Source organism: Achromobacter sp. ACM04 (assembly GCF_014851465.1).
In the GTDB taxonomy this organism is placed as follows: domain Bacteria; phylum Pseudomonadota; class Gammaproteobacteria; order Burkholderiales; family Burkholderiaceae_B; genus Achromobacter; species Achromobacter aegrifaciens.
Genome location: NZ_JACUZS010000002.1, coordinates 116156 through 134259, shown reverse-complemented (window position 1 = coordinate 134259; position 18104 = coordinate 116156). Strand labels below are relative to the sequence as shown.

26 protein-coding genes and 2 tRNA genes are annotated in these 18104 nt (G+C 60.1%); 16 read left to right on the top strand and 12 right to left on the bottom strand.

Translation table 11 applies throughout. The features are described from left to right. Positions 1-102 precede the first annotated feature (102 nt). The 4 genes from pstC to IB259_RS11345 all read left to right on the top strand — a co-directional run bounded on the left by pstC (position 103) and on the right by IB259_RS11345 (position 3129). Positions 103-1119, top strand: a complete 1017-nt coding sequence (gene pstC / locus IB259_RS11360; RefSeq protein WP_054451356.1) for a phosphate ABC transporter permease subunit PstC — start codon at positions 103-105, stop codon at positions 1117-1119. Positions 1120-1145: 26 nt separating this feature from the next. Beyond that, positions 1146-2000: a phosphate ABC transporter permease PstA gene (gene pstA, locus IB259_RS11355; RefSeq protein ID WP_082400756.1), complete on the top strand. Its 855-nt coding sequence runs from the start codon at positions 1146-1148 to the stop codon at positions 1998-2000. A gap of 48 nt (positions 2001-2048) precedes the next feature. Continuing rightward, complete coding sequence (gene pstB, locus IB259_RS11350) at positions 2049-2825, top strand: phosphate ABC transporter ATP-binding protein PstB (protein WP_006221056.1); 777 nt, start codon at positions 2049-2051, stop codon at positions 2823-2825. 227 nt (positions 2826-3052) lie between these two features. Further along, a tRNA-Pro gene (locus IB259_RS11345) sits at positions 3053-3129 on the top strand. Positions 3130-3261: 132 nt separating this feature from the next. Here IB259_RS11345 and IB259_RS11340 read toward each other — a convergent pair. The 9 genes from IB259_RS11340 to IB259_RS11300 all read right to left on the bottom strand — a co-directional run bounded on the left by IB259_RS11340 (position 3262) and on the right by IB259_RS11300 (position 7500). Next, positions 3262-3459: an AlpA family transcriptional regulator gene (locus IB259_RS11340; protein ID WP_192329075.1), complete on the bottom strand. Its 198-nt coding sequence runs from the start codon at positions 3457-3459 to the stop codon at positions 3262-3264. Continuing rightward, positions 3456-3734: a hypothetical protein gene (locus tag IB259_RS11335; protein WP_192329073.1), complete on the bottom strand. Its 279-nt coding sequence runs from the start codon at positions 3732-3734 to the stop codon at positions 3456-3458. The genes IB259_RS11340 and IB259_RS11335 overlap by 4 nt, the downstream gene beginning before the upstream one ends. Further along, entirely contained in the window at positions 3731-3982 is a 252-nt protein-coding gene (locus IB259_RS11330) for a hypothetical protein (protein WP_192329071.1), read from the bottom strand. Before IB259_RS11330 ends, IB259_RS11335 begins: the two co-directional genes overlap by 4 nt. Then, positions 3979-4230, bottom strand: a complete 252-nt coding sequence (locus tag IB259_RS11325; RefSeq protein ID WP_192329070.1) for a hypothetical protein — start codon at positions 4228-4230, stop codon at positions 3979-3981. The genes IB259_RS11330 and IB259_RS11325 overlap by 4 nt, the downstream gene beginning before the upstream one ends. Positions 4231-4558: 328 nt before the next feature. After that, entirely contained in the window at positions 4559-4768 is a 210-nt protein-coding gene (locus tag IB259_RS11320) for a hypothetical protein (RefSeq protein ID WP_192329068.1), read from the bottom strand. After that, positions 4765-5595, bottom strand: a complete 831-nt coding sequence (locus IB259_RS11315; RefSeq protein WP_192329066.1) for an antA/AntB antirepressor family protein — start codon at positions 5593-5595, stop codon at positions 4765-4767. Before IB259_RS11315 ends, IB259_RS11320 begins: the two co-directional genes overlap by 4 nt. Further along, the gene (locus IB259_RS11310) at positions 5592-5975 is read right to left on the bottom strand and encodes a hypothetical protein (RefSeq protein ID WP_192329064.1); all 384 of its coding nucleotides are present in this window, start codon (positions 5973-5975) and stop codon (positions 5592-5594) included. The genes IB259_RS11315 and IB259_RS11310 overlap by 4 nt, the downstream gene beginning before the upstream one ends. 477 nt (positions 5976-6452) lie before the next feature. Next, on the bottom strand, positions 6453-7070 hold the full coding sequence (locus IB259_RS11305) for a hypothetical protein (protein ID WP_192329062.1): 618 nt from the start codon (positions 7068-7070) through the stop codon (positions 6453-6455). Between the two features lie 34 nt (positions 7071-7104). Then, on the bottom strand, positions 7105-7500 hold the full coding sequence (locus tag IB259_RS11300; protein ID WP_192329060.1) for a hypothetical protein: 396 nt from the start codon (positions 7498-7500) through the stop codon (positions 7105-7107). An 85-nt stretch (positions 7501-7585) separates the two neighbouring features. Between IB259_RS11300 and IB259_RS11295 the strand changes: the two genes are divergently transcribed. Continuing rightward, entirely contained in the window at positions 7586-7831 is a 246-nt protein-coding gene (locus IB259_RS11295; RefSeq protein WP_192329058.1) for a YdaS family helix-turn-helix protein, read from the top strand. Continuing rightward, positions 7824-8012, top strand: a complete 189-nt coding sequence (locus IB259_RS11290; RefSeq protein ID WP_192329056.1) for a hypothetical protein — start codon at positions 7824-7826, stop codon at positions 8010-8012. Before IB259_RS11295 ends, IB259_RS11290 begins: the two co-directional genes overlap by 8 nt. Positions 8013-8029: 17 nt before the next feature. On the opposite strand, the gene IB259_RS11285 is transcribed toward IB259_RS11290, so the two are convergent. Then, a complete protein-coding gene (locus tag IB259_RS11285) occupies positions 8030-8677 on the bottom strand; it encodes a DUF4145 domain-containing protein (protein WP_192329054.1) in 648 nt (215 codons plus the stop codon). On the opposite strand from IB259_RS11285, the gene IB259_RS11280 reads away from it, so the two are divergent. The 7 genes from IB259_RS11280 to IB259_RS11250 all read left to right on the top strand — a co-directional run bounded on the left by IB259_RS11280 (position 8676) and on the right by IB259_RS11250 (position 13543). Continuing rightward, on the top strand, positions 8676-8882 hold the full coding sequence (locus tag IB259_RS11280) for a hypothetical protein (protein ID WP_192329052.1): 207 nt from the start codon (positions 8676-8678) through the stop codon (positions 8880-8882). The genes IB259_RS11285 and IB259_RS11280 overlap by 2 nt on opposite strands. A gap of 70 nt (positions 8883-8952) precedes the next feature. Continuing rightward, on the top strand, positions 8953-9147 hold the full coding sequence (locus IB259_RS11275) for a hypothetical protein (protein ID WP_192329050.1): 195 nt from the start codon (positions 8953-8955) through the stop codon (positions 9145-9147). A 116-nt stretch (positions 9148-9263) separates the two neighbouring features. Beyond that, positions 9264-9581 carry a hypothetical protein gene (locus IB259_RS11270; protein ID WP_192329048.1) on the top strand — a complete coding sequence of 106 codons (318 nt, stop codon included), beginning with the start codon at positions 9264-9266 and terminating at the stop codon, positions 9579-9581. Between the two features lie 10 nt (positions 9582-9591). Beyond that, on the top strand, positions 9592-10656 hold the full coding sequence (locus IB259_RS11265; protein ID WP_192329046.1) for a replication protein: 1065 nt from the start codon (positions 9592-9594) through the stop codon (positions 10654-10656). Continuing rightward, complete coding sequence (locus tag IB259_RS11260; RefSeq protein WP_192329045.1) at positions 10653-12434, top strand: toprim domain-containing protein; 1782 nt, start codon at positions 10653-10655, stop codon at positions 12432-12434. The genes IB259_RS11265 and IB259_RS11260 overlap by 4 nt, the downstream gene beginning before the upstream one ends. A gap of 150 nt (positions 12435-12584) precedes the next feature. Beyond that, positions 12585-12956, top strand: coding sequence for a hypothetical protein (locus tag IB259_RS11255; protein ID WP_192329042.1), 372 nt, complete (start codon positions 12585-12587; stop codon positions 12954-12956). Beyond that, entirely contained in the window at positions 12953-13543 is a 591-nt protein-coding gene (locus IB259_RS11250) for a hypothetical protein (protein ID WP_192329040.1), read from the top strand. Before IB259_RS11255 ends, IB259_RS11250 begins: the two co-directional genes overlap by 4 nt. Before the next feature lie 507 nt (positions 13544-14050). Here IB259_RS11250 and IB259_RS11245 read toward each other — a convergent pair. Together IB259_RS11245 and IB259_RS11240 are read right to left on the bottom strand one after the other, a co-directional pair. Then, positions 14051-15433, bottom strand: coding sequence for a DUF1254 domain-containing protein (locus IB259_RS11245; RefSeq protein ID WP_225596845.1), 1383 nt, complete (start codon positions 15431-15433; stop codon positions 14051-14053). Positions 15434-16633: 1200 nt separating this feature from the next. Beyond that, positions 16634-16966, bottom strand: a complete 333-nt coding sequence (locus IB259_RS11240) for a hypothetical protein (protein ID WP_192329036.1) — start codon at positions 16964-16966, stop codon at positions 16634-16636. A gap of 104 nt (positions 16967-17070) precedes the next feature. Here IB259_RS11240 and IB259_RS11235 point away from each other — a divergent pair. From IB259_RS11235 to IB259_RS11225, 3 genes are all read left to right on the top strand, one after another. Beyond that, positions 17071-17145 (top strand) — tRNA-Met (locus tag IB259_RS11235). A gap of 258 nt (positions 17146-17403) precedes the next feature. Continuing rightward, entirely contained in the window at positions 17404-17610 is a 207-nt protein-coding gene (locus tag IB259_RS11230) for a hypothetical protein (protein ID WP_192329035.1), read from the top strand. A gap of 11 nt (positions 17611-17621) precedes the next feature. Beyond that, positions 17622-17945, top strand: a complete 324-nt coding sequence (locus tag IB259_RS11225) for a hypothetical protein (protein WP_192329034.1) — start codon at positions 17622-17624, stop codon at positions 17943-17945. Positions 17946-18104: the final 159 nt, after the last annotated feature.

The following is an 18104-nucleotide window of genomic DNA, read 5'->3' as shown; positions in this document are numbered from 1 at the left end:
TCCACAGCGGCCGCCGCTGGCGTTCCGGATACGGGATGCTGGCGGCGGTCCGCCGCAAGACCTTCGAAGTTTCTCCCCTGGTTTCCTAAGGAAAGTCCATCCATGAGCGCGGTAATGGATAATAGTGTGCCGCTTTCGCCCAGCGTGGCGGACTCCGTGACTACCGGCACGCCTTCGCCTATGAAGCAAAACAAAAACGCGCTGATGGATGCGCTATTCAAGAACCTGACCCGCCTGTTCGCCTTCCTGGTGTTCATCCTGCTGGCGGCGATTCTTGTTTCCCTGATCTACGGCAGCCGCGAATCGCTGGCCAAGTACGGCCTGTCGTTCCTCTGGCTCAACGACTGGGATCCGGTCAATTCGAACTACGGCGCCGTGGTGCCCATCATCGGTACGCTGCTGACCTCGGCCATCGCCCTGATCATCGCCGTGCCCGTGTCCTTCGGCATCGCCATCTTCCTGACCGAACTGTCGCCCACCTGGCTGCGCCGCCCCCTGGGCACAGCGGTCGAAATGCTGGCGGCGATTCCGTCCATCATCTACGGCATGTGGGGCCTGTTCGTCTTCGTCCCCGTGTTCCAGCAGTATGTGCAGCCCTTCATGATCGCCACATTGGGCAGCCTGCCCGTGATCGGCGGCATCTTCGCGGGGCCGCCCTTCGGCATCGGCATCTTCACGGCCGGCCTGATCCTCTCGATCATGATCATCCCGTTCATCGCCGCGGTGATGCGCGACGTGTTCGAACTGGTGCCGGCGATGCTCAAGGAATCCGCCTACGGCCTGGGCAGCACGACCTGGGAAGTGATGTGGCGCGTGGTGCTGCCCTACACCAAGTCGGGCGTCATCGGCGGCATCATGCTGGGCCTGGGCCGCGCGCTTGGCGAAACCATGGCGGTGACCTTCGTCATCGGCAACGCCTTCAAGTGGTCCGGTTCGCTGTTCTCGCCGGGCAACTCGATCGCTTCCGCGCTGGCCAACGAATTCAATGAAGCGGGCGGCATACAGAAGTCGGCGCTGCTGGAACTGGGCCTGATCCTGTTCCTGATCACGACCATCGTGCTCGCCCTGGCCAAGATGCTGCTGGTCCGCTTGTCCGCCAGTGAAGGCAAGAAAACCTGACGCGCCGCGAGCACAAGGAAAAGATCATGGCTGTATCCGTACTCAATATGCAGAACGGCACCTATCGCCGGCGCCGCGTAGTCAACCGCATCATGCTGACCGTGTCGCTGGGCACCCTGGTGTTCGGGCTGTTCTGGCTGTTCTGGATCATTCTGACGCTGTTGATGAAGGGCGCGCCCGCGCTGTCGTACACGCTCTTCACCGAGATCACGCCGCCGCCCGGGCAGACCGGCGGTCTCATCAACGCCATCTTCGGCAGCGTGATGATGGCTGGCGTGGGCACGCTCATCGGCACGCCCGTCGGCATCCTGGCCGGTACCTACCTGGCCGAATACGGCCAGCGCGGCTGGCTGGCGCCGGCCACGCGCTTCCTGAACGACGTGCTGTTGTCGGCCCCGTCCATCATCATCGGCCTGTTCATCTACGCCGTGTACGTGGCCCAGGTGGGGCACTACTCGGGCTGGGCCGGTGCCATCGCGCTGTCCATCCTGGTGATTCCGGTGGTGGTGCGCACCACCGACAACATGCTGCTGCTGGTGCCCAACAGCCTGCGCGAAGCCGCTGCCGCGCTGGGCTGCCCCAAGTGGCGCATGATCACCATGGTGTGCTATCGCGCCGCCAAGACCGGCATCATCACCGGCGTGCTGCTGGCCATCGCCCGCATCTCGGGTGAAACCGCGCCGCTGCTGTTCACCGCGCTGTCGAACCAGTTCATGTCCTTGAACATGAACGGCCCGATGGCCAACCTGCCGGTCGTGATTTACCAGTACGCCGCCAGCCCCTTCAAGGACTGGAACAACCTGGCCTGGGCCGGCGCCACCCTGATTACGCTGCTGGTGCTGGGCATCAACATCATCGCCCGCAACATGTTCCGCAAGTAAAGATCGCTATGCCGGCGCGCCGGGCGCGCCGGAGCCAAGGGAAACCAAATGGAAAACACCGCTACCGCCGTCAAGAACAAGATCGAGGTCAAGAACCTGAACTTCTACTACGGCAAGTTCCATGCGATCCGCAATGTGAACATGTCGATCCAGGAGAAGAAGGTCACGGCCTTCATCGGCCCGTCCGGCTGCGGCAAGTCCACGCTGCTGCGCACCTTCAACCGCATGTTCGAGCTCTACCCCGGCCAGCGCGCCGAGGGCGAAATCATCCTGGACGGCGAAAACCTGCTGACGGCCAAGACCGACATCTCGCTGATCCGCGCCAAGGTCGGCATGGTGTTCCAGAAGCCCACGCCGTTCCCCATGAGCATCTACGACAACATCGCCTTCGGCGTGCGCCTGTTCGAGCGCCTGTCCAAGGGGGAAATGGACGAGCGCGTGGAATGGGCCCTGAGCAAGGCCGCGCTGTGGAACGAAGTGAAGGACAAGCTGCACCAGAGCGGCAACAGCCTGTCGGGCGGCCAGCAACAGCGCCTGTGCATCGCGCGCGGCGTGGCCATCAAGCCGGAAGTGCTGCTGCTGGACGAGCCGTGCTCGGCGCTGGACCCGATCTCGACTGCCAAGATCGAAGAGCTGATCGCCGAACTGAAGAACGACTACACCGTCGTCATCGTGACGCACAACATGCAGCAGGCCGCGCGCTGCTCGGACTACACCGCCTACATGTACCTGGGCGAGCTGATGGAATTCGGCCAGACCGACCAGATCTTCGTGAAGCCTTCGCGCAAGGAAACGGAAGACTACATCACGGGCCGCTTCGGCTGACCGTTGCGTTTCGGCTCTGCAAATGGCGGCGCGCTGTTCGGACAGCGCGCCGTTTTTCATTTGCTGTTACAGCAGCACCTGCTCGGAGCCCGCCGGGGCTGCTCCTGGACGTTGCCCGCATGGCGGCCGGGAATCAGCACCATGAACATCCCCGCCAGCGCGTAACAGCCCCGCAGGCCCAGCCGCATAGGCCAACCGGGCCGGGATCTGGTATAGTTGCCACCCTTCGGGGCGTAGCGCAGCCTGGTAGCGCATCTGCTTTGGGAGCAGAGGGTCGTGAGTTCGAATCCCACCGCCCCGACCAATATCCATGCGGGTCTTCAGATTTCCGCAGTGCAAGAAAAAGCAAAAGGTGGACCGAAAAGTGGACCACCTGCAAAAAAGGCCCCAATCTCATCGAGGTTGGGGCCTTTGTGTTGGTCCACCGGAATCCTGCCTAGGTTTCAGGTGCGTCGGCGGTGGTTGGCCGCTCATCAATCCAGCGTTGGAGATCAGTGGCGCGCCACCCAACGCGGCCCGCGCTCAACTGGACTGGACGGGGAAACTGGCCTTTTTTGATGAGGTCATAGACCGTCCATTTGGCCAAACCGATAACGTCTTTCAGCTCGCCCACGCTGTACACGAGCTTGGTCATGCGTGCGTCTCCAAGGCGGGTGCGCGCCCCGCAGTGTTCAGTAGGGCGCGCGCCGCGGCGGCGCTGGCTTTCAATTGAGGATCAGCCGAGGCCTCCAGGATGCTGGCGGTGATATCCAACGCGCTGGCCAGGGTGGCGCAGCGCTCGCGCAGAGCCGCAGCCTGCCCTTTGATCTCGGACAGTTCTGCCGTAGCCTTGTCGTAGAGCCGGATGTACTGGTTGCGGGCGCGCTTCGCCGCTTCCAGTTGTGCTGTGAGGGGGCGGAAGTGGCTCATTGTGCTCCCTCCGCCCTGACGCGCAGCCCCAGCGCTTCTTTCAGGCTGTACCAGTGCTTATGGTCTTCGGCAATGTGCTGGGCGAGCGCCAGCAACGTCGTTGCGTTGGGCGTCATCTCTTGAACTTCGCCCATGTCGTTCAGGACGGACAGCAACGCGCGCAGCCGTTCCTTTTGCTCTTCCATGCACTCGATGGCCAGACTGGCCCCGGTCATGTCAAAGGATGGCGTACTTGGAGCTTTGCTCATCGCGCCACCTCATCGGCTTTGGCGGTAAGGGGGCGGAAAAGGTCCGCCCATTCTTGCGTCTGCTCCGCCACTTCCCCGGAAATGTGGATACCGATCTCGGCCATGTCGAGCGTGTTCAACATGTCGTCAAGGCCGGACTGCCGGGCATGAGCGATGACGCGGAATAGGGAACCTGTGCGGCGCAGCGCTTCGGCAGCACGGTCAAGGGCCTCGCAGGCCTCTTTGATGGTCAAGGGACGTGAGGTCATGCCATACCTCCGTCGACAAGAGCTGTTTCGCACTCGAGGTCCACGGGGGCGGCGCGTAGTGGCCTAAGAGTCGCGTCCGCGCAGGCCAGGAGTTGAGTAACGACCGGCTGACCATCCCGGTATGTGACGTCTGGCACGCCGTGGAAATCCACTACCCAGTCACGCCTGCGGACCTCAGCAAGATCATCAGGATGTGAGAGAGCTGCAGCCGCCGCGCTTGAGGTGCTGCAAACAATCACGCCAATGCGGCCGAGGTGCGAGGGGTTCTTGCTTCGAACGAGCATGACCAGGTCGCCTACCTGGCAACGCCGGGTATTAGAGGAGCGGATCATGCAACACCTCCGGCTTTCAGCCCGTCGAGGGCTTCATCGACCTCTTCCAAATGATAGCCAAGCAGATCCCGCGCAGCATCGACGAGAATGTCGAGGTCTGCGATGTCATTGATGGGGAGCTTGTCAGCCGCATCCAGGACCGCCAGAGTATGGAGCAGCCCCTTTCGTGCCTGGTTCAGCGCCGTAAGTTCTTTGGGAGTAGTCATGCCGCACCTCCCTTACCCAGCAGGCGGCCTGTCACGATGCCGTGCAATTCGGCAAAGCGGCTCGTGTACCAATGCGGCTGCGTCTCCCGCGGCGATGCCGGGTTCGTCAGGTTCTTGCCGTACGCTAGGCCTCTGTCGGTGATCGCCCAGAAGTGCTTCGTCTTGGTGGGCGTTGCGCGGCTAGCGCGAGTACGCTCTTCGATCATGCCTGCGTCACGGAGCAGGGCGTTGTACACGGCGACGTTCGTCGTGATGCCGTGCTCCTTGAGGAGAGCCGTCAGGGATGCGGTCGGCATAGCGCTTCCGGCCGGCGCGTCGGGCGCCGCATCCACAACGTAGGCCGGCAGGAACGACGTATCCAGGCGGTGGTTCTTGGCGATGTGCTGAAGCATCGCCACTTGCGACGACGGAGCCGGACGCAAAAGACGCGTGAAGCACTCCATAATCGCCAACTCGCCGACCAGCTTGGGGGCGGCTTCAGGCGTGTGAGCAGGGCCGGTTTGATCGTGCAAGCGACGTTCGCATTCAATGAAGTACTGCCGTGCCTGCTTGCCCTTTGCGTTGCGCTCGACCATGGACAGTTCTTTGGCCATGTCGAGGGTCAGGACATATTCCTTGATCGGACGGCCACCTCGGAGGTTTTCCCCGATTTCGGTGAAAACCTCGAAGTCCTGATGCTCAACAAACGCATACTGGTCGATGCGGTCTTTGATCCAAGTCGAGAAGTCTTTGCCGACTTCCAGGAAGGAGTGCAGGTCGCGTGCATTGGCAGCCGGGACGGCCTGGCCACCGATTTGGCAGGTGCCGACGGGGATGAGGTGGTTCATTGGCCACCTGCCTGAAAAGTGGCCATGAGCGAAGGAATGTGCTGGTCGCGTCCGCGCTCGTGATAGCAGCCGCACGAGTTTGCTGCGTCACTCGCGACACACGCTGCCAGATCCGCGAGCTGGCGGAGACGCGCCTGATCGACGCGGCTAAAGTCATCTTTGCCAAGTTCAATGGAGAATTGGCGGAACAGAGCCTCTAATTGGTCGAGTGTCTTGGCGCTGGTCCCTATCGGGAGCAAAAATTCGTTCTCAAGAACAGCTACCAGTTCATGCGAAGCGAAGGGCGAAACGCCCTCTTTGTTTGCAGAATTGCGGTTTTCTGCTATACCATTAAGCGTAGTAATCCCTACCCGCTCGACGGCGGGGATCTTCTTGGACATGGTTGACTCCCGTGGTCCAGGTTAGATGGCAGCGACTGCGAATCGCTGTTTGTCATCAGGAGCCCTGCAGACTGCGAATCTGCGGGGCTTCTTTCTTGCTGCAGGAATGATAGCGTAACGCTAATAATTTAATCAACTCAAAGTTGGGCGTAACGCTCTTTCTTCGTCGATTGGTGGCAGTATCGCTCTCGATTGTGTGCCGTTGTCCCAACGTGCGAGCCGAAACCCGAATTCGGATGGTCAGTGAGCATTCTTGCGGCTTTCCTGAGGGGAGAGTGCGCGGGTGAGCTTATTTTTAGTCTGGTTTTGCCTGCTTTTGCTTCACTTCGCTCACTAAACATCATTTTTCAGCTCAATTTCCGCCTGTTATGGGCAAGTGCTAGGCGTATACAGGCGTATACAGGCGTGTTCGGGTGCCCGTGGGCACTTGTTGAGACGTGTCGGGACAGCCAGAGACAACCTGAGACAACGCACGATTTACTTTGCCTGCTTCCAGAGGGACCGAGCCTCGTCCAAGTATTTTTTAATTGTCCCGTCGTCCAGGCCCCACCCAATTTTTTCTAGATCTTCGCGCATGGCCTTTGCATGAGGATTGCGTGTGGCTTCGGGCTGCAGGCCATACCCCCCAGCCGCCAAGCCCAAAATGAGCTTCAACATGGTCACTCGTTCTTTCGTAGCGGCCGATATGTTGGACTGGGTCTCGGTATTAGCCTCACGTTCGGCAGATGAATCTTCGCTATCAGCGTTTTGAGTAGCGGGCTCGAGGGCATCTTGATCAATGCGCTTTTGAAGTTCGGCCTTCAGCCCCTCAGGAATGTCCCAACCACTTTTCATCAATGCGACAGTGAGATAGACCGGGTGTGAGCCGATCTCGTACTTGCTTCGTCCGAATCTTTCGTTCCAATCGATGCGAGAGATCGCCCTGGAGATATTGACCGTGCTTTCGAAGCCCTCAGGCGGCTTCGACATCGTGAGGCGAAGTTCGGGATATAGGGAAGGGTCTTTGCCATCAAAGAGCAGGGCGGCCTCTTTAACCGTCCATTTGTCTAGACGTGCCCAATAGCTGTAGTCGATTTTTGTTGTTGTACGTCCCAAAACTCTTTCCCGGAAGTGTGAGTAACCCGTTTATCTATGCGGCTGTGGTCTTGCGCGACTTCGCTGTATCGGCTTCCCACTCGTCGATCATCGCCGCAACGCGTCCTTCAATCATCCCCTTGACCCTTTCCGGCAAGAGGTCATATCGCCTAGGGTCGATGGAGACGAAGGGCCAAGTAGGCGAAGGTGCTTCCGCTGAGTGCTGCGCATCCAGCCATCCTTCCGGTAGTCCTCGTGCGTGTTCAATCGCCCTGCAGGTGGCAGATCGAATTCCCCGAGGTTTGCCAGTCTTGGAGTCGGGCGATGCATTGAGCCATTGGCTTAACTGGCTTGGATCCTTACCGATCTGCTCTGCTAAACGTCCCACGCCTCCGGCCTGTTTCACCAGGCTTTGGAGGTTTGTTCTGCGGATGTCATCAATCGTGTTCATGTGGTCAATTCCATGGCATTACGCTAAGAAAAGCAATTAGCATAACGCTATTGACCGACTATTAGCGAATCGCTAATATTTATGTATGAATCTCCGTACATATCTTTCAGCGAGGCGTGGCCATCAAGCCGATCTGGCCCGCTCTATTGGGGCTCATGAGTCCGATATCTCAAGGTGGGCGAATGGTTCTAGACCCGTGCCGCCTGTCCGATGCATCGCAATTGAGCGCGCGACAGCTGGTGCCGTTACCAGGCGAGATCTTCGGCCGCATGACTGGCAAAGCATCTGGCCGGATCTAACGCCAGCTCGGATAGAGGCGGCGAATGCCTAACGCTGACACCACGATCATCGACCGCGCCAAGGAGGCCGGTATGTCGCTAGCGACGCTCATTGCGACGCGCGGCCATCTGCTGCGCGGCGTTCCATCCGCACCGGCTGATGAGCACATCCCCGGCGACACCACCACGCCGCCGGCGCCTGGTGTCATCTGGATCGGATCGGGGGACGCGTGATGGACAGCTTTGACCAATCAGCCCTGACGCTCGGCACGCATTTCCCGTGCAGCAGCCACCTGCGTCGGCAGGGTGTAGACGTACGTAAGGATGAACCGGGTCAATTCATGACCTTGGATAGCCTCTGCCTCGGGAATTCCATCCTCCTCGTGGACCGCGTTGTTACCCAGAAAGCGCAGGCTGTGCGCCCACTCCTTGAGGTCTGGTGTCAGTTTTCCCATATCCGCAAGTGCGTTAATGCGTGCAGCCAAATTCTTGCTCGCATGCTCCGGCGCCAAGTTCTTGGTTGTGAGTTCGAGCGCGCGCCTGTCCATCGCACCGGCCGAATCCCATTCCTCCCTATTGATGGCGTTTGCCGCTTGCAAAAACGCGCGAGCAACATTTTCTGGGCAGTGCTGCGGCACATCGGGTGCCCGTCCTTCAGGAATGATGCGAGGCACGCTCACAGCTATAGCGCGAGCCTGCTCAAGGATGTTTCCATGCAATCGACTAGGGGGATGGCCAAGCGAGGATTCGACCAATGCCACCACCGGGAGATGGCAGTTGTTGCACATGAAATTGGCATGAAAGCGTGTTGTCGAGTTCGGAATACGTACCTCGCCCGTAAACGTGAACCCCTGAGGTTTATCGCAATGGGGGCAATGGTGTACCAGGGTAACGGCCATGAATGACTCCGGAAATATTGTGGTTCAGGATCAGGCGATTGCGCAGATTCTAACTGCGGCGCGCGGTGCTGCTGCTCCGCTGCTGCTCGAGCGCTACCGAATCGCCGGGCAGAACCAGGACGCGTTTGTTGCTGCGCTAATCATGCGGCTTTGCGTTGCTGAGATGCATCTTCGATTGAAGCCAAGCGCTGGAGGCGGGGAATGAGTGCTTTCGACCTGCTTATCCTCGCCCTAGTGCTGGCCGTGCTGGCGCTGGGCAGCTGGCCGCCGACGATATGAATACCGCCGTCTCGATCTTGATCTTGGTGGCCGCGTTTACGTGGTTGTTGATGCTGACCGCCGGCTGCTGTTTCGGCATATGGCTGCTTTGGCGCCGCCGCGGGCTGCGCAAATGGATCTCAGATTTCGACCGCGGTCTGGAGCGCGAGGAGCGCATACGGGCTTACCGGAAACGCCGCTACGGCGTTTAGCCGGGGCGGTTATCGGTGTGCACGCGGCTAGGGTAGCTCCCGAAGAGATGGACTCCTCCACCCATCCTGCCGTAGTGCCTTTTTTGTGGAGAGATGGAGGTTCTATGACCCCTCGAATGATTGTGCCCCTCCTGCGCTACGTCGATGCGCAGGGCAAGGAGCGCGAAGTCACTCTGGTTCAGCATCAACACGATCAACCGCCCCGAATTGTGATGAGTGGCGGCATGGCGGGGATTGATACCCCCTTGTCTGCGCTATTTGGGGTGGCAGTCAATCAGGGGCCAATCCGTCAGTTGATCGGCGACGGCCCGGAATTCGCTGAGATTTCGGCCGAGCGAGTCCGAGAGGCTGCCGAGCTGGCGCTACGGGCGCTTCCTCCGTCTGCTGGCCGCTTCCGCGTGGTGTGGGTGCCCGATGACGGATTGCCGTTCTGAGGGCCGAGCATTGACACACGACAACACGTCGCCGCAGGTCGAGGATGGCCACACACGCCTCGCGAACGAATTGCTGGAGGCCATGTGCCTTGCCGGCTTCTCGGCGCGCCAGTGGGCCATCGTCATGGCCGTGGTGCGCAAAACCTACGGCTACGGGAAAAAGTCCGATGACATTAGCCTGGGGCAACTCTCATCTATGACGGGCATTGCAAAGCCGCACGCTAGCCGTGCCGTGAACTCCCTTGTGGCCGCTGGCGTCCTGCGCCGGTCGGCTGGGACCTTCGGAAATTCGCTTTCTCTCAATAAGCGGTACAAGCAATGGTCGCTTGTGGGTCCGGCTGCTGGGGTTACCGATTCGGTCACGCTGGGGTTACCGAAAGAGCAACGGTGGTTACCGATTCAGCAACCCCAAGATGGGGTTACCGATCCGGCAACCGCCGTTACCGATCTGGCAACCTGCGATAGGGTTACCGAATCAGTCACGGGGGTTACCAATTTGGCAACGGGGGTTGCTGATTCGGCAGCGGTTACCGAATCGGTCACGCTGGGGTTACCGATTCGGCAACCACAAAAGGAAACTCTACAAAAGAAAGAAAAACACCCCCCTATTCCCCCCAAGGGGGAGGAGGGCGATCCGGAAGGCTTTGCGGAAGCCTGGGCGGCGTATCCGAAACGTCAAGGCGGTAATCCTCGCGGCACCGCTGTGAAGGCATGGAAGGCACGTTTGCGCAGCAGCGTGATGGCAACCGAGATGATCGCTGGGGTACGGGGGTATGCCGCGCACTGCCGCGCGGAAGGCAAGGTCGGAACGTCGTTCGTGATGATGGCGGCAACCTTCTTCGGCCCCGACCTGCGATTCCGGGATTTTGCGGAATCTCCTGCCGGCCCGGGTCCGCAAGGCGCGAGTCGATCGGCAGGCGTTATTCCTGGTTCGCCGTTGGACATCGACACGAATCCGGTCTGGCTGGCTCAGACGGGCTACGCGAGCGTTTGGGAGGCGATCAGCGACGGGTGCACGGAACACACTTACCGGCAGTTCCGTGACGGCAAGCGCGTCCCGAAGGAGGCTGCATGAACGCCGGCGAACTCGCGCGGGCCATGGCGGCTTCCGCGTCGACGCTTGTGCCGTACCTGCTGCCCCAGGGTAAGAAGGCAGGTCCGGAGTGGAAGGTCGGTAGCGTCGGAGGCGAAGCGGGCTCATCGCTGTCGGTGCGTCTGACGGGCAACAAGGCGGGCGTTTGGTCGGATTTCAGCACTGGCGAGTCAGGCGACCTGCTGGACCTGTGGGTCGCCGTGCGTTGCTGCAGCGTGGCTGATGCCATGTGCGATGCAAAAACTCACCTGGGCATTCGAGACGAAATGCCCCCGCGGCCGGCGCCGACGTACAAGCGTCCGGCTAAGCCGCAATGTCACACTCCCAAGTCCCGCGTCCGTGAGTGGTTGCTTGGACGCGGCTTGACCGAGGAGACCATCGCCGCTTTCAAGATCGGCGAGCAAGAACGGGGCGGGAAGAGCTACGCAGTGTTCCCGTACCTGAGAGATGGCGAGTTGGTGAACGCGAAGCGGCGCAACCCTGACGACAAGAAAGACATGCTGCAGGAGGGGGGCGCGGAGCCCTGCCTGTTCGGCTGGCATTTGATCGACCTGAAGGCGCGACGGGTGGCGATCTTCGAAGGTGAAATTGACGCCATGACCGGCCACCAAATGGGAATTCCTTCCCTGTCGGTGAATGCGGGGGCGGGAAACCATCAGTGGATCGAGAACGATTGGGAGCGTCTGCAGCAGTTCAGCGACATTGTCTTGTGCTACGACAACGACGAGGTGGGTCAGAAGGGGGCGCGTGAGGTTGCGCAGCGCTTGGGCGTGGAGCGCTGCCGCATCGCCATCTTCGGCCAGGCCAAGGACGCCAACGAGTACCTGACCGAGTACAAGGCCGGGGGCGAGGACTTCGACCACGCCATTCGTACGGCGCGCCACCTGGACCCAGACGAACTTCGGCCCATGTCCGACTACATGGCGGACGTCGTTGGGATGTTCTATCCAACGCACGATGCGCCACGGCTGGCTCCGCTGGCCTTCTGTGGGCGGGCCTATGACTGGTGGGAGTGGCGTCCGGCTGAGGTTTCCGTCTGGACGGGGATCAACGGCCACGGTAAGAGCCTGATGCTGATGCAGGCGCTAATCCCCGTCATGCAGGCCGGAGAGAGGATCTGCGTGTTCTCTGGCGAACTGCCGGCGCGCGTGCAGTTGAAGCGGCTTTCTAAGCAGATCACGGGCCTAGATCGCCCGTCGCAGCCATTCCTACGACACGTCGCCGAGTGGTTGCAGGACCGGGCATGGGTGTTCGACACGGTGGGTACAGCGTCGGTGGACAGGCTACTAGAAGTTTTCCGTTACGGCGCGCGTCGCTACGGCATCAAGCATTTCGTGATCGACAGCCTGATGACGACAGATGTCCCGGAAGACGGCCCGGGGGCGATGACCGCTCAGAAAGCTGCCATGCGCAAGATCGTTGCGTTCTGCCATGAGACCAACTCGCACGTGCATCTCGTTGCGCACCCTCGAAAGGGGCAAACCGAGGACAAGGCGCCTGGCAAGCTGGACGTGGCTGGCAGTGGTCACATTACCAATGGCGCTGACAACGTTTTCGTTGTCTGGTCTGCCCGTAAGGAGGTCGGCCACGAGGACGAAAAGCCCGACGCCAGCCTGGAACTTGCCAAGGACCGAAACGGAGAAGCCGGGCATCGCAAGATTTACTTGTTCTTTTGCCGTGAGGCTCAGCAGTTCACGCCGGACAACAACCGGCGTGGACGCCCCTACATCGAGTTCAGCACTCAGGCTGAGCCGGCGTAGGCGCTCTATGAGGTACATCGCCCCGCGTCTATGTTGCGGTCGGCGTTGCGCTTTACCGAGAAGTCCGTCCGAGACGGTTCTGCGGTTGAGCTGGTCGCGCAATTCCTGCGCGTCCCTCCCTACAACCCTGGAATTGTTTGAAGGATGATCATGCTCGATCACAACAACCCCGAAACTTGGCTGGAGATCCCGTTTGAAAGGGCAGCCGGCGCCATCATCGCGCGAGCCCATCAAATCGCAGATCCGGCCTATGACACCGGCATGACCTATGCGCCATGCCGCTGCTGGCGTTGCCGAGGGGGCGTGGCGCTTGCCGACCGCGCCACCCTGGATAGACTGCTGGCCAAGCACCTGATGACGCTGAGCGCGACCGAGCGCGGTCAATGGATGCTGCTATGGGCGGGGCACCCGCGTCATAACGCCGACGCGCGGGAGCAGCTGAACACCTGGTTGCGCATTGCAGGCGGTAGCATTGAGCCTCCGCCCGTGTATCCCGTCTACGCGATGCCGGAGGAAGCATGAGCGAGCGTACTACGCCGTTTCCGCGGCTCGCCGTGGCCCTTGCCTATGCCTTCAGCGACGAGCGGCACACCACCAACCGTCCAGCCATGGCCCGCGCCGCCGACGCTCGGCTGGGCGAGCCTGGGCCGCTGGCCGGCATAGACGGCGCGGCCGAGATTGCCAAGCTCAGGCAGTTCTTGGAGCGCGAGCTGGAACCGTTGCACTTGGCGGTGCTGTATGCCCGCTACGGGCAGCGCAAGACCCATTGCAAGTGCTGCGGCAGCGAGGGTGACCATCCGGACTGGCCGGGGGCGCTGCATCGGATTGCGGGAGCGCTGGGGGCATACCTTTCAATGCGGACAGCCCATAGCGCGCTGCTGTATGCCTTGGTGCGCCGTCACTACGACACTGGCAGTATGCGGACGCTCCAGTCCCTGGCTGATGAATACGGGTGCAAGGTTCGCAGCGTCGAGCGCGCCAGCGCCAGGGCGGGTGACTGGCTGCGCGGCACTCGGGAGAAGAAGGGCGCAGAGCCCATCTACGGCGTCGAGCAGGCAGCTCATGCGGCCGCCGAAAAGCTGCTGCGCGAGGCCGGGTTTATCCCGTGATCGTTGACTTGTGCGGAAACGGCCGCCATAATCACCGATAACGGATTTCCTCAGAAGTCCGCCCCAAGAATCCCGCCACGCGAAAGCAGGCGGGTTTTGTACTTCTTGGCCTGTTAAATGATAGTCACTGACGATTGGCTGCTACGATGGCAAACCCCCAATGGGGGCTACAACAAGAGGCAGCTGACGTTGCTGGGCGTCCCCTGGCCGCCAAAGCGCGGCTGGAAACGCGATGTGCTGGGCACGGAGATCTCCGACGAGGTGGAGCGAGCGTTCGAACTGGCCTCCGATCGTGCACTTCCCTGACTTCTAATTCGCGGACATGCTCATAGTGAGTCGCCGGCGTTCCAAGCCGCCTACGCATGTTCGACCCCAGCAGCCCGCTCCAAACAAACGAAAGCCCCGATACGGATACTACGATCGGGGCTTTCTGCATTTCGGTGGACTTGTTCATGGTGAGCGGCCGCCTTACTCGCTGCGCAGCGAGGCCTCCCTGGTATTTGTAGGCTAGGAGACGCGTTCTATTCCGGGAGGTTGCCATGTCCCTTCACCTACCGGCAGGATCGACGGTGGTGTTGTCTTTGGCCAGTAAAGCCGCATCACCAAGTAAATTGGCCCGTTCGGAGCGGGCAGCCAGTTAGCTTCCTTGCCTACGCCCGGGGACTTGTTCTGGATATAGAGCGTTCTCGACCCGTCCGCATTCGTGGCCATGGCGGATAACATGGGTGAGTTAATTAGATAGCGGTTGATCGGATTCTCGATAAGAAGTTGGGACTTGCCGTCATACATCGTGAGCGACCAGAACGAATTCACAGGTGGCAGCTGTCCAGCCGGGAAGGTTAGCGTGTAACTATGCTTGCTGCCGTCTAAGGTTTGCCCATCTTTGTCAACGCGTGTGAAAGGATAGGTAGCCTCTGCCGGATCATTGCCATAAATGCCGGCCTGAGCGGCGACGGCTCGCTTTAACCAGTCGCCATTGTAGTGAGCGCTATCGCCAGGAAGACCACTAACCCGCCAGCCGTTTATCGTCTTACCAACATTGGCGACCGCCTCGTCGACCTTTCGCTGGCCCTCTTTCATGCCGAGGCCAAGTTCCAGCTTTTGCTCGCGAGGAAGATCCTTAAAGTTCAAGGTCTTGCCTGGGCCTATGCCAATACGTGCGAGCTGAGAGCGGATCTCCATCTCGTTGGATTCCGGCGGTGCGAACTGCAGCGCAAAGTCGAGAAACTCGAAGAAGTTGGTCTTCACAAGTTCCTTATCGATCTTGGGGAAGTCGATGGATGGCGCGGCCGGCGGCGGAGTTTGCTTCAGATAGGCCGAGAGCATCTGCACCTTGTAGCCGGCCTGTACGTTCTTAACGTTGTCGAGATCATCCGGGCCGAAAAGTTGGGTGCGATAGCCCGCAAGGGAGAACTGTGTGCTCGAACGGAACACCCCCTTGATGCCAGCCGGGGTATCGCCCTTCCAGTCGGGGCCGACCACCATATAGTCGCCCGCCTCGGTCCCTGTGGCACGGGTGCCGATGTAGCCGTAGTTGTAGGTATTGCCGTCGCAGAGCATGACCGAGTAATAGCGCTCCGGCTCGATAGCCGGAACGGAGAGCACCACCGGCTCCGCTCGCAAATCCATCCAAACAAAAGAATAGGGTGTGTCACTATTTGGCGTGACGATCGCCGTATCTTTATAGGTGAAGACGTTCGGTTCGTTCTTGATGTGATTGAACGGGGCCTTGAACTGTCCCGAATTGCGATCTACGGCGTACTCATACATCACCGCATAGTTCATCACGATAGGCAAGCCGTAGATGAACCCTGCTTCCGCAATGTCCTTGGCGCCGAAGAATCCAGGGCGATCAGCGCTTGTCTGGGAGCTAGCGGGGCCGGACACCATTGTGGTACCAGTGAGTGCGACGAGCGCACTGGAGCCTAGGAACTCTCGCCTTGTTGTCATTGAACGCCTCATCTAAGTAGAACAAGCTGCGGAATGCTTGAATAGAACGCAGGCAGTACGGGGTCGGTCATAGAGATAACACTCTATGTGGAAAGCGAACAAGCGGAAATTCGGTTGAGATCGTGCCATCCGAGCCAGGCTATCCGTGGCGAAAGTTCAATTCCCGCAGCCCGCTCCAGACAAGCCGCAGCCCCGATACGGATGATCCGGTCGGGGCTATAAAAACCGTGAAGGACTAGGTGTGACGGCGCAAAAAAGCCAGCCCCATAACGTCAATGGTTAGTTCGAGGTACGTCGGAACCGAGTCCCCGCAGCGCAGTTGCCAGCTGTCGCTCTAGATCTGCCGCTTGGTCCCTATCTAGGACGAAAACGGAAATTATGGGTGTATCTTCTGGCGCATCGACTGCTAGGTTTGTATGCTGGATGCGCATAAGGATAGCGGTGAGTGCCCCGTGCAATATTGCGACTTCAAGGCTGACTGCGCGGGCTAGGATGGCGTCCGGTTTTTTCTTCATAAGTAATCTCCGGAGAGGCCCCCGCGAACACCCACACTAGCACTCTGGACCTGGACAAGGAATAGTGCGCCCGCACCGGCACACCTAGCCCAGCTAAAGTTGGACCTGCGAATCTCCCATCTTTTTTCGCGTCTAGGATTCCGGTGGTTTCAGCTCAGCCGCTACTTCTGAGGCAGACGGCATTCGATCGCGAGTAGTGCAGTTCCGTCGGGCAATTGGTAGTGTTCTGCACCAAGCCATGTCACAGGCCTGCCATCCCGCAAGCAGAGGTAGTAGTTGGCCCAGGCCCCGTCGTGCCAGGGGGTAGACCTGTAACGGCGCTCAATGATGTACGTGACCCCGCTTGCGTCCACCGCAACAAGCTCAGAAGTCTGATTTGTATAGTTTTGTGGCATGAGCTAGCTCCAATGGATGGGCGTAGTCCACCTCAGCGCTCATTCCCGCACTATCCATTCCTACAGTCAATACGTACTTAGCCCACATCCGCACAGCAAAGAGCGGCAGATGGCGGGTTCTAGCAACGCAGCCGCAAACTTTAGGCGAGCCCCCGGCCTTCCAGGCCGCCTACGCGGGTTCGAGCCCCGCAGCCCGCTCGAGTCTCCATCGGGTCAGCCCCAACCGAGGCTCAGCCGACGATTTGTGTCGTTGGCACGGTGACCGAACAAGTGTCGATTTCGACAGAAAACAGATTCTTGAGCTGATCCGCCAACTGATGTTGGGCTCTCAACTTCTCATCGGCCGGGGGCGGCTGGTCGCCGTCAAGCTCGACCAGGGTCAGTCGTTGTCGCGCATCATTGGCACTCGCCAGTAGAACAATCTTGATATGCCGAGTAGGCCATTTAAACAAAGCGAGTCGACCATCTCGGAGTTTTTCCCAAGACTCGAAGCGGCGCTCGCTGGCCGCATAGCAGATGCTATGCCACAGCTTATTTGGGTCTTTAGTTCCTATGACAATCACGGTTAATGCCTAAAAACTGGTCGGCGACATTATAGGTATAAATAATAAGTATGTTAATTAAACCCAAGCCCCGATACGGAAATCCGTTCTGGGCTTTTCGCTTTCGCGGCGTAGCGCAGTGGTAGCGCGCCGGGTTCATACCCCGGAGGTCGCAGGTTCGATTCCTGCCGCCGCAACCATTCTCCTACCTTCCCGCTACCGAGGGCCGCGCGCTGGGCATGGCGCGCGGGGGTTGGGTCATCGCCGCCGGGCGGTGTGCAGTAGGTAGCACCCGGCACCAATTCAAGAGGTCAGCCATGGCAGCAGTCCCCGAAAGCACTCCACCCGCGCCGCCTCCAGCTGCGCACCAGAAGCCGCGATTCGTCATTTCCCGTGATGGGCTCCATACGAAGGTAGAGGTAGATGGCGTACCCGTTCGCTGGCTGGTCGGAGTGAACGTGGCATTCGAGCCGGACTTCCTGCCTAAGCTGGACCTGACATTGGGCCCGCTCAGTGGAGTCATCACCCTTGATGATGCCCAGCTAACCGTCGATACCGCGAACATGCCGGAGCGGGTGGCGCGGGCGCTGTATGAGCATCTACGGGCCAAGTATCAGCGGACGGACGCTGAGGCGGCACAGCTGCGCCCCAGTGAGACGAAGTAGGAGCGCTCCAGATGTACGGGAAAGCAGGACGAATCAGGCAGCGAGGCGGTAGTGCCTTTGCTCACCTGTACGGTACGGCACGCTGGCAGCGGACCCGTAAGGCCCAACTGGATCGCGAGCCGCTGTGCAAGTTCTGCGAGCGGCGCGGCCTGGTAGTGCTGGCCACCGTGTGCAACCACGTGAACGGCCACCCGACCGGCGAGACCGAACAGCAGTTCTGGGATGGCCCGTTCAACAGCCTATGCGCTGACTGCCACAACTCCGATCAGGCGCGGCTTGAGCGAGGAGCGAAGCAGATACGGGGATGCGACGAGGGCGGATGGCCCGTGCCGTGATCAGGGGTAGAGCCGCCTTTCCCCGGTTCTACTGTGCGCCCCGAGCTGCTGAAACGCGGCCGCAGAGGCATCGGCCACCCCCCCCGGGGGGGCCAAAAACATAGGAGCGGCGTCGACCTAGACCGACCGTTCCCGAAAACACGCGCATCCACAATTCGC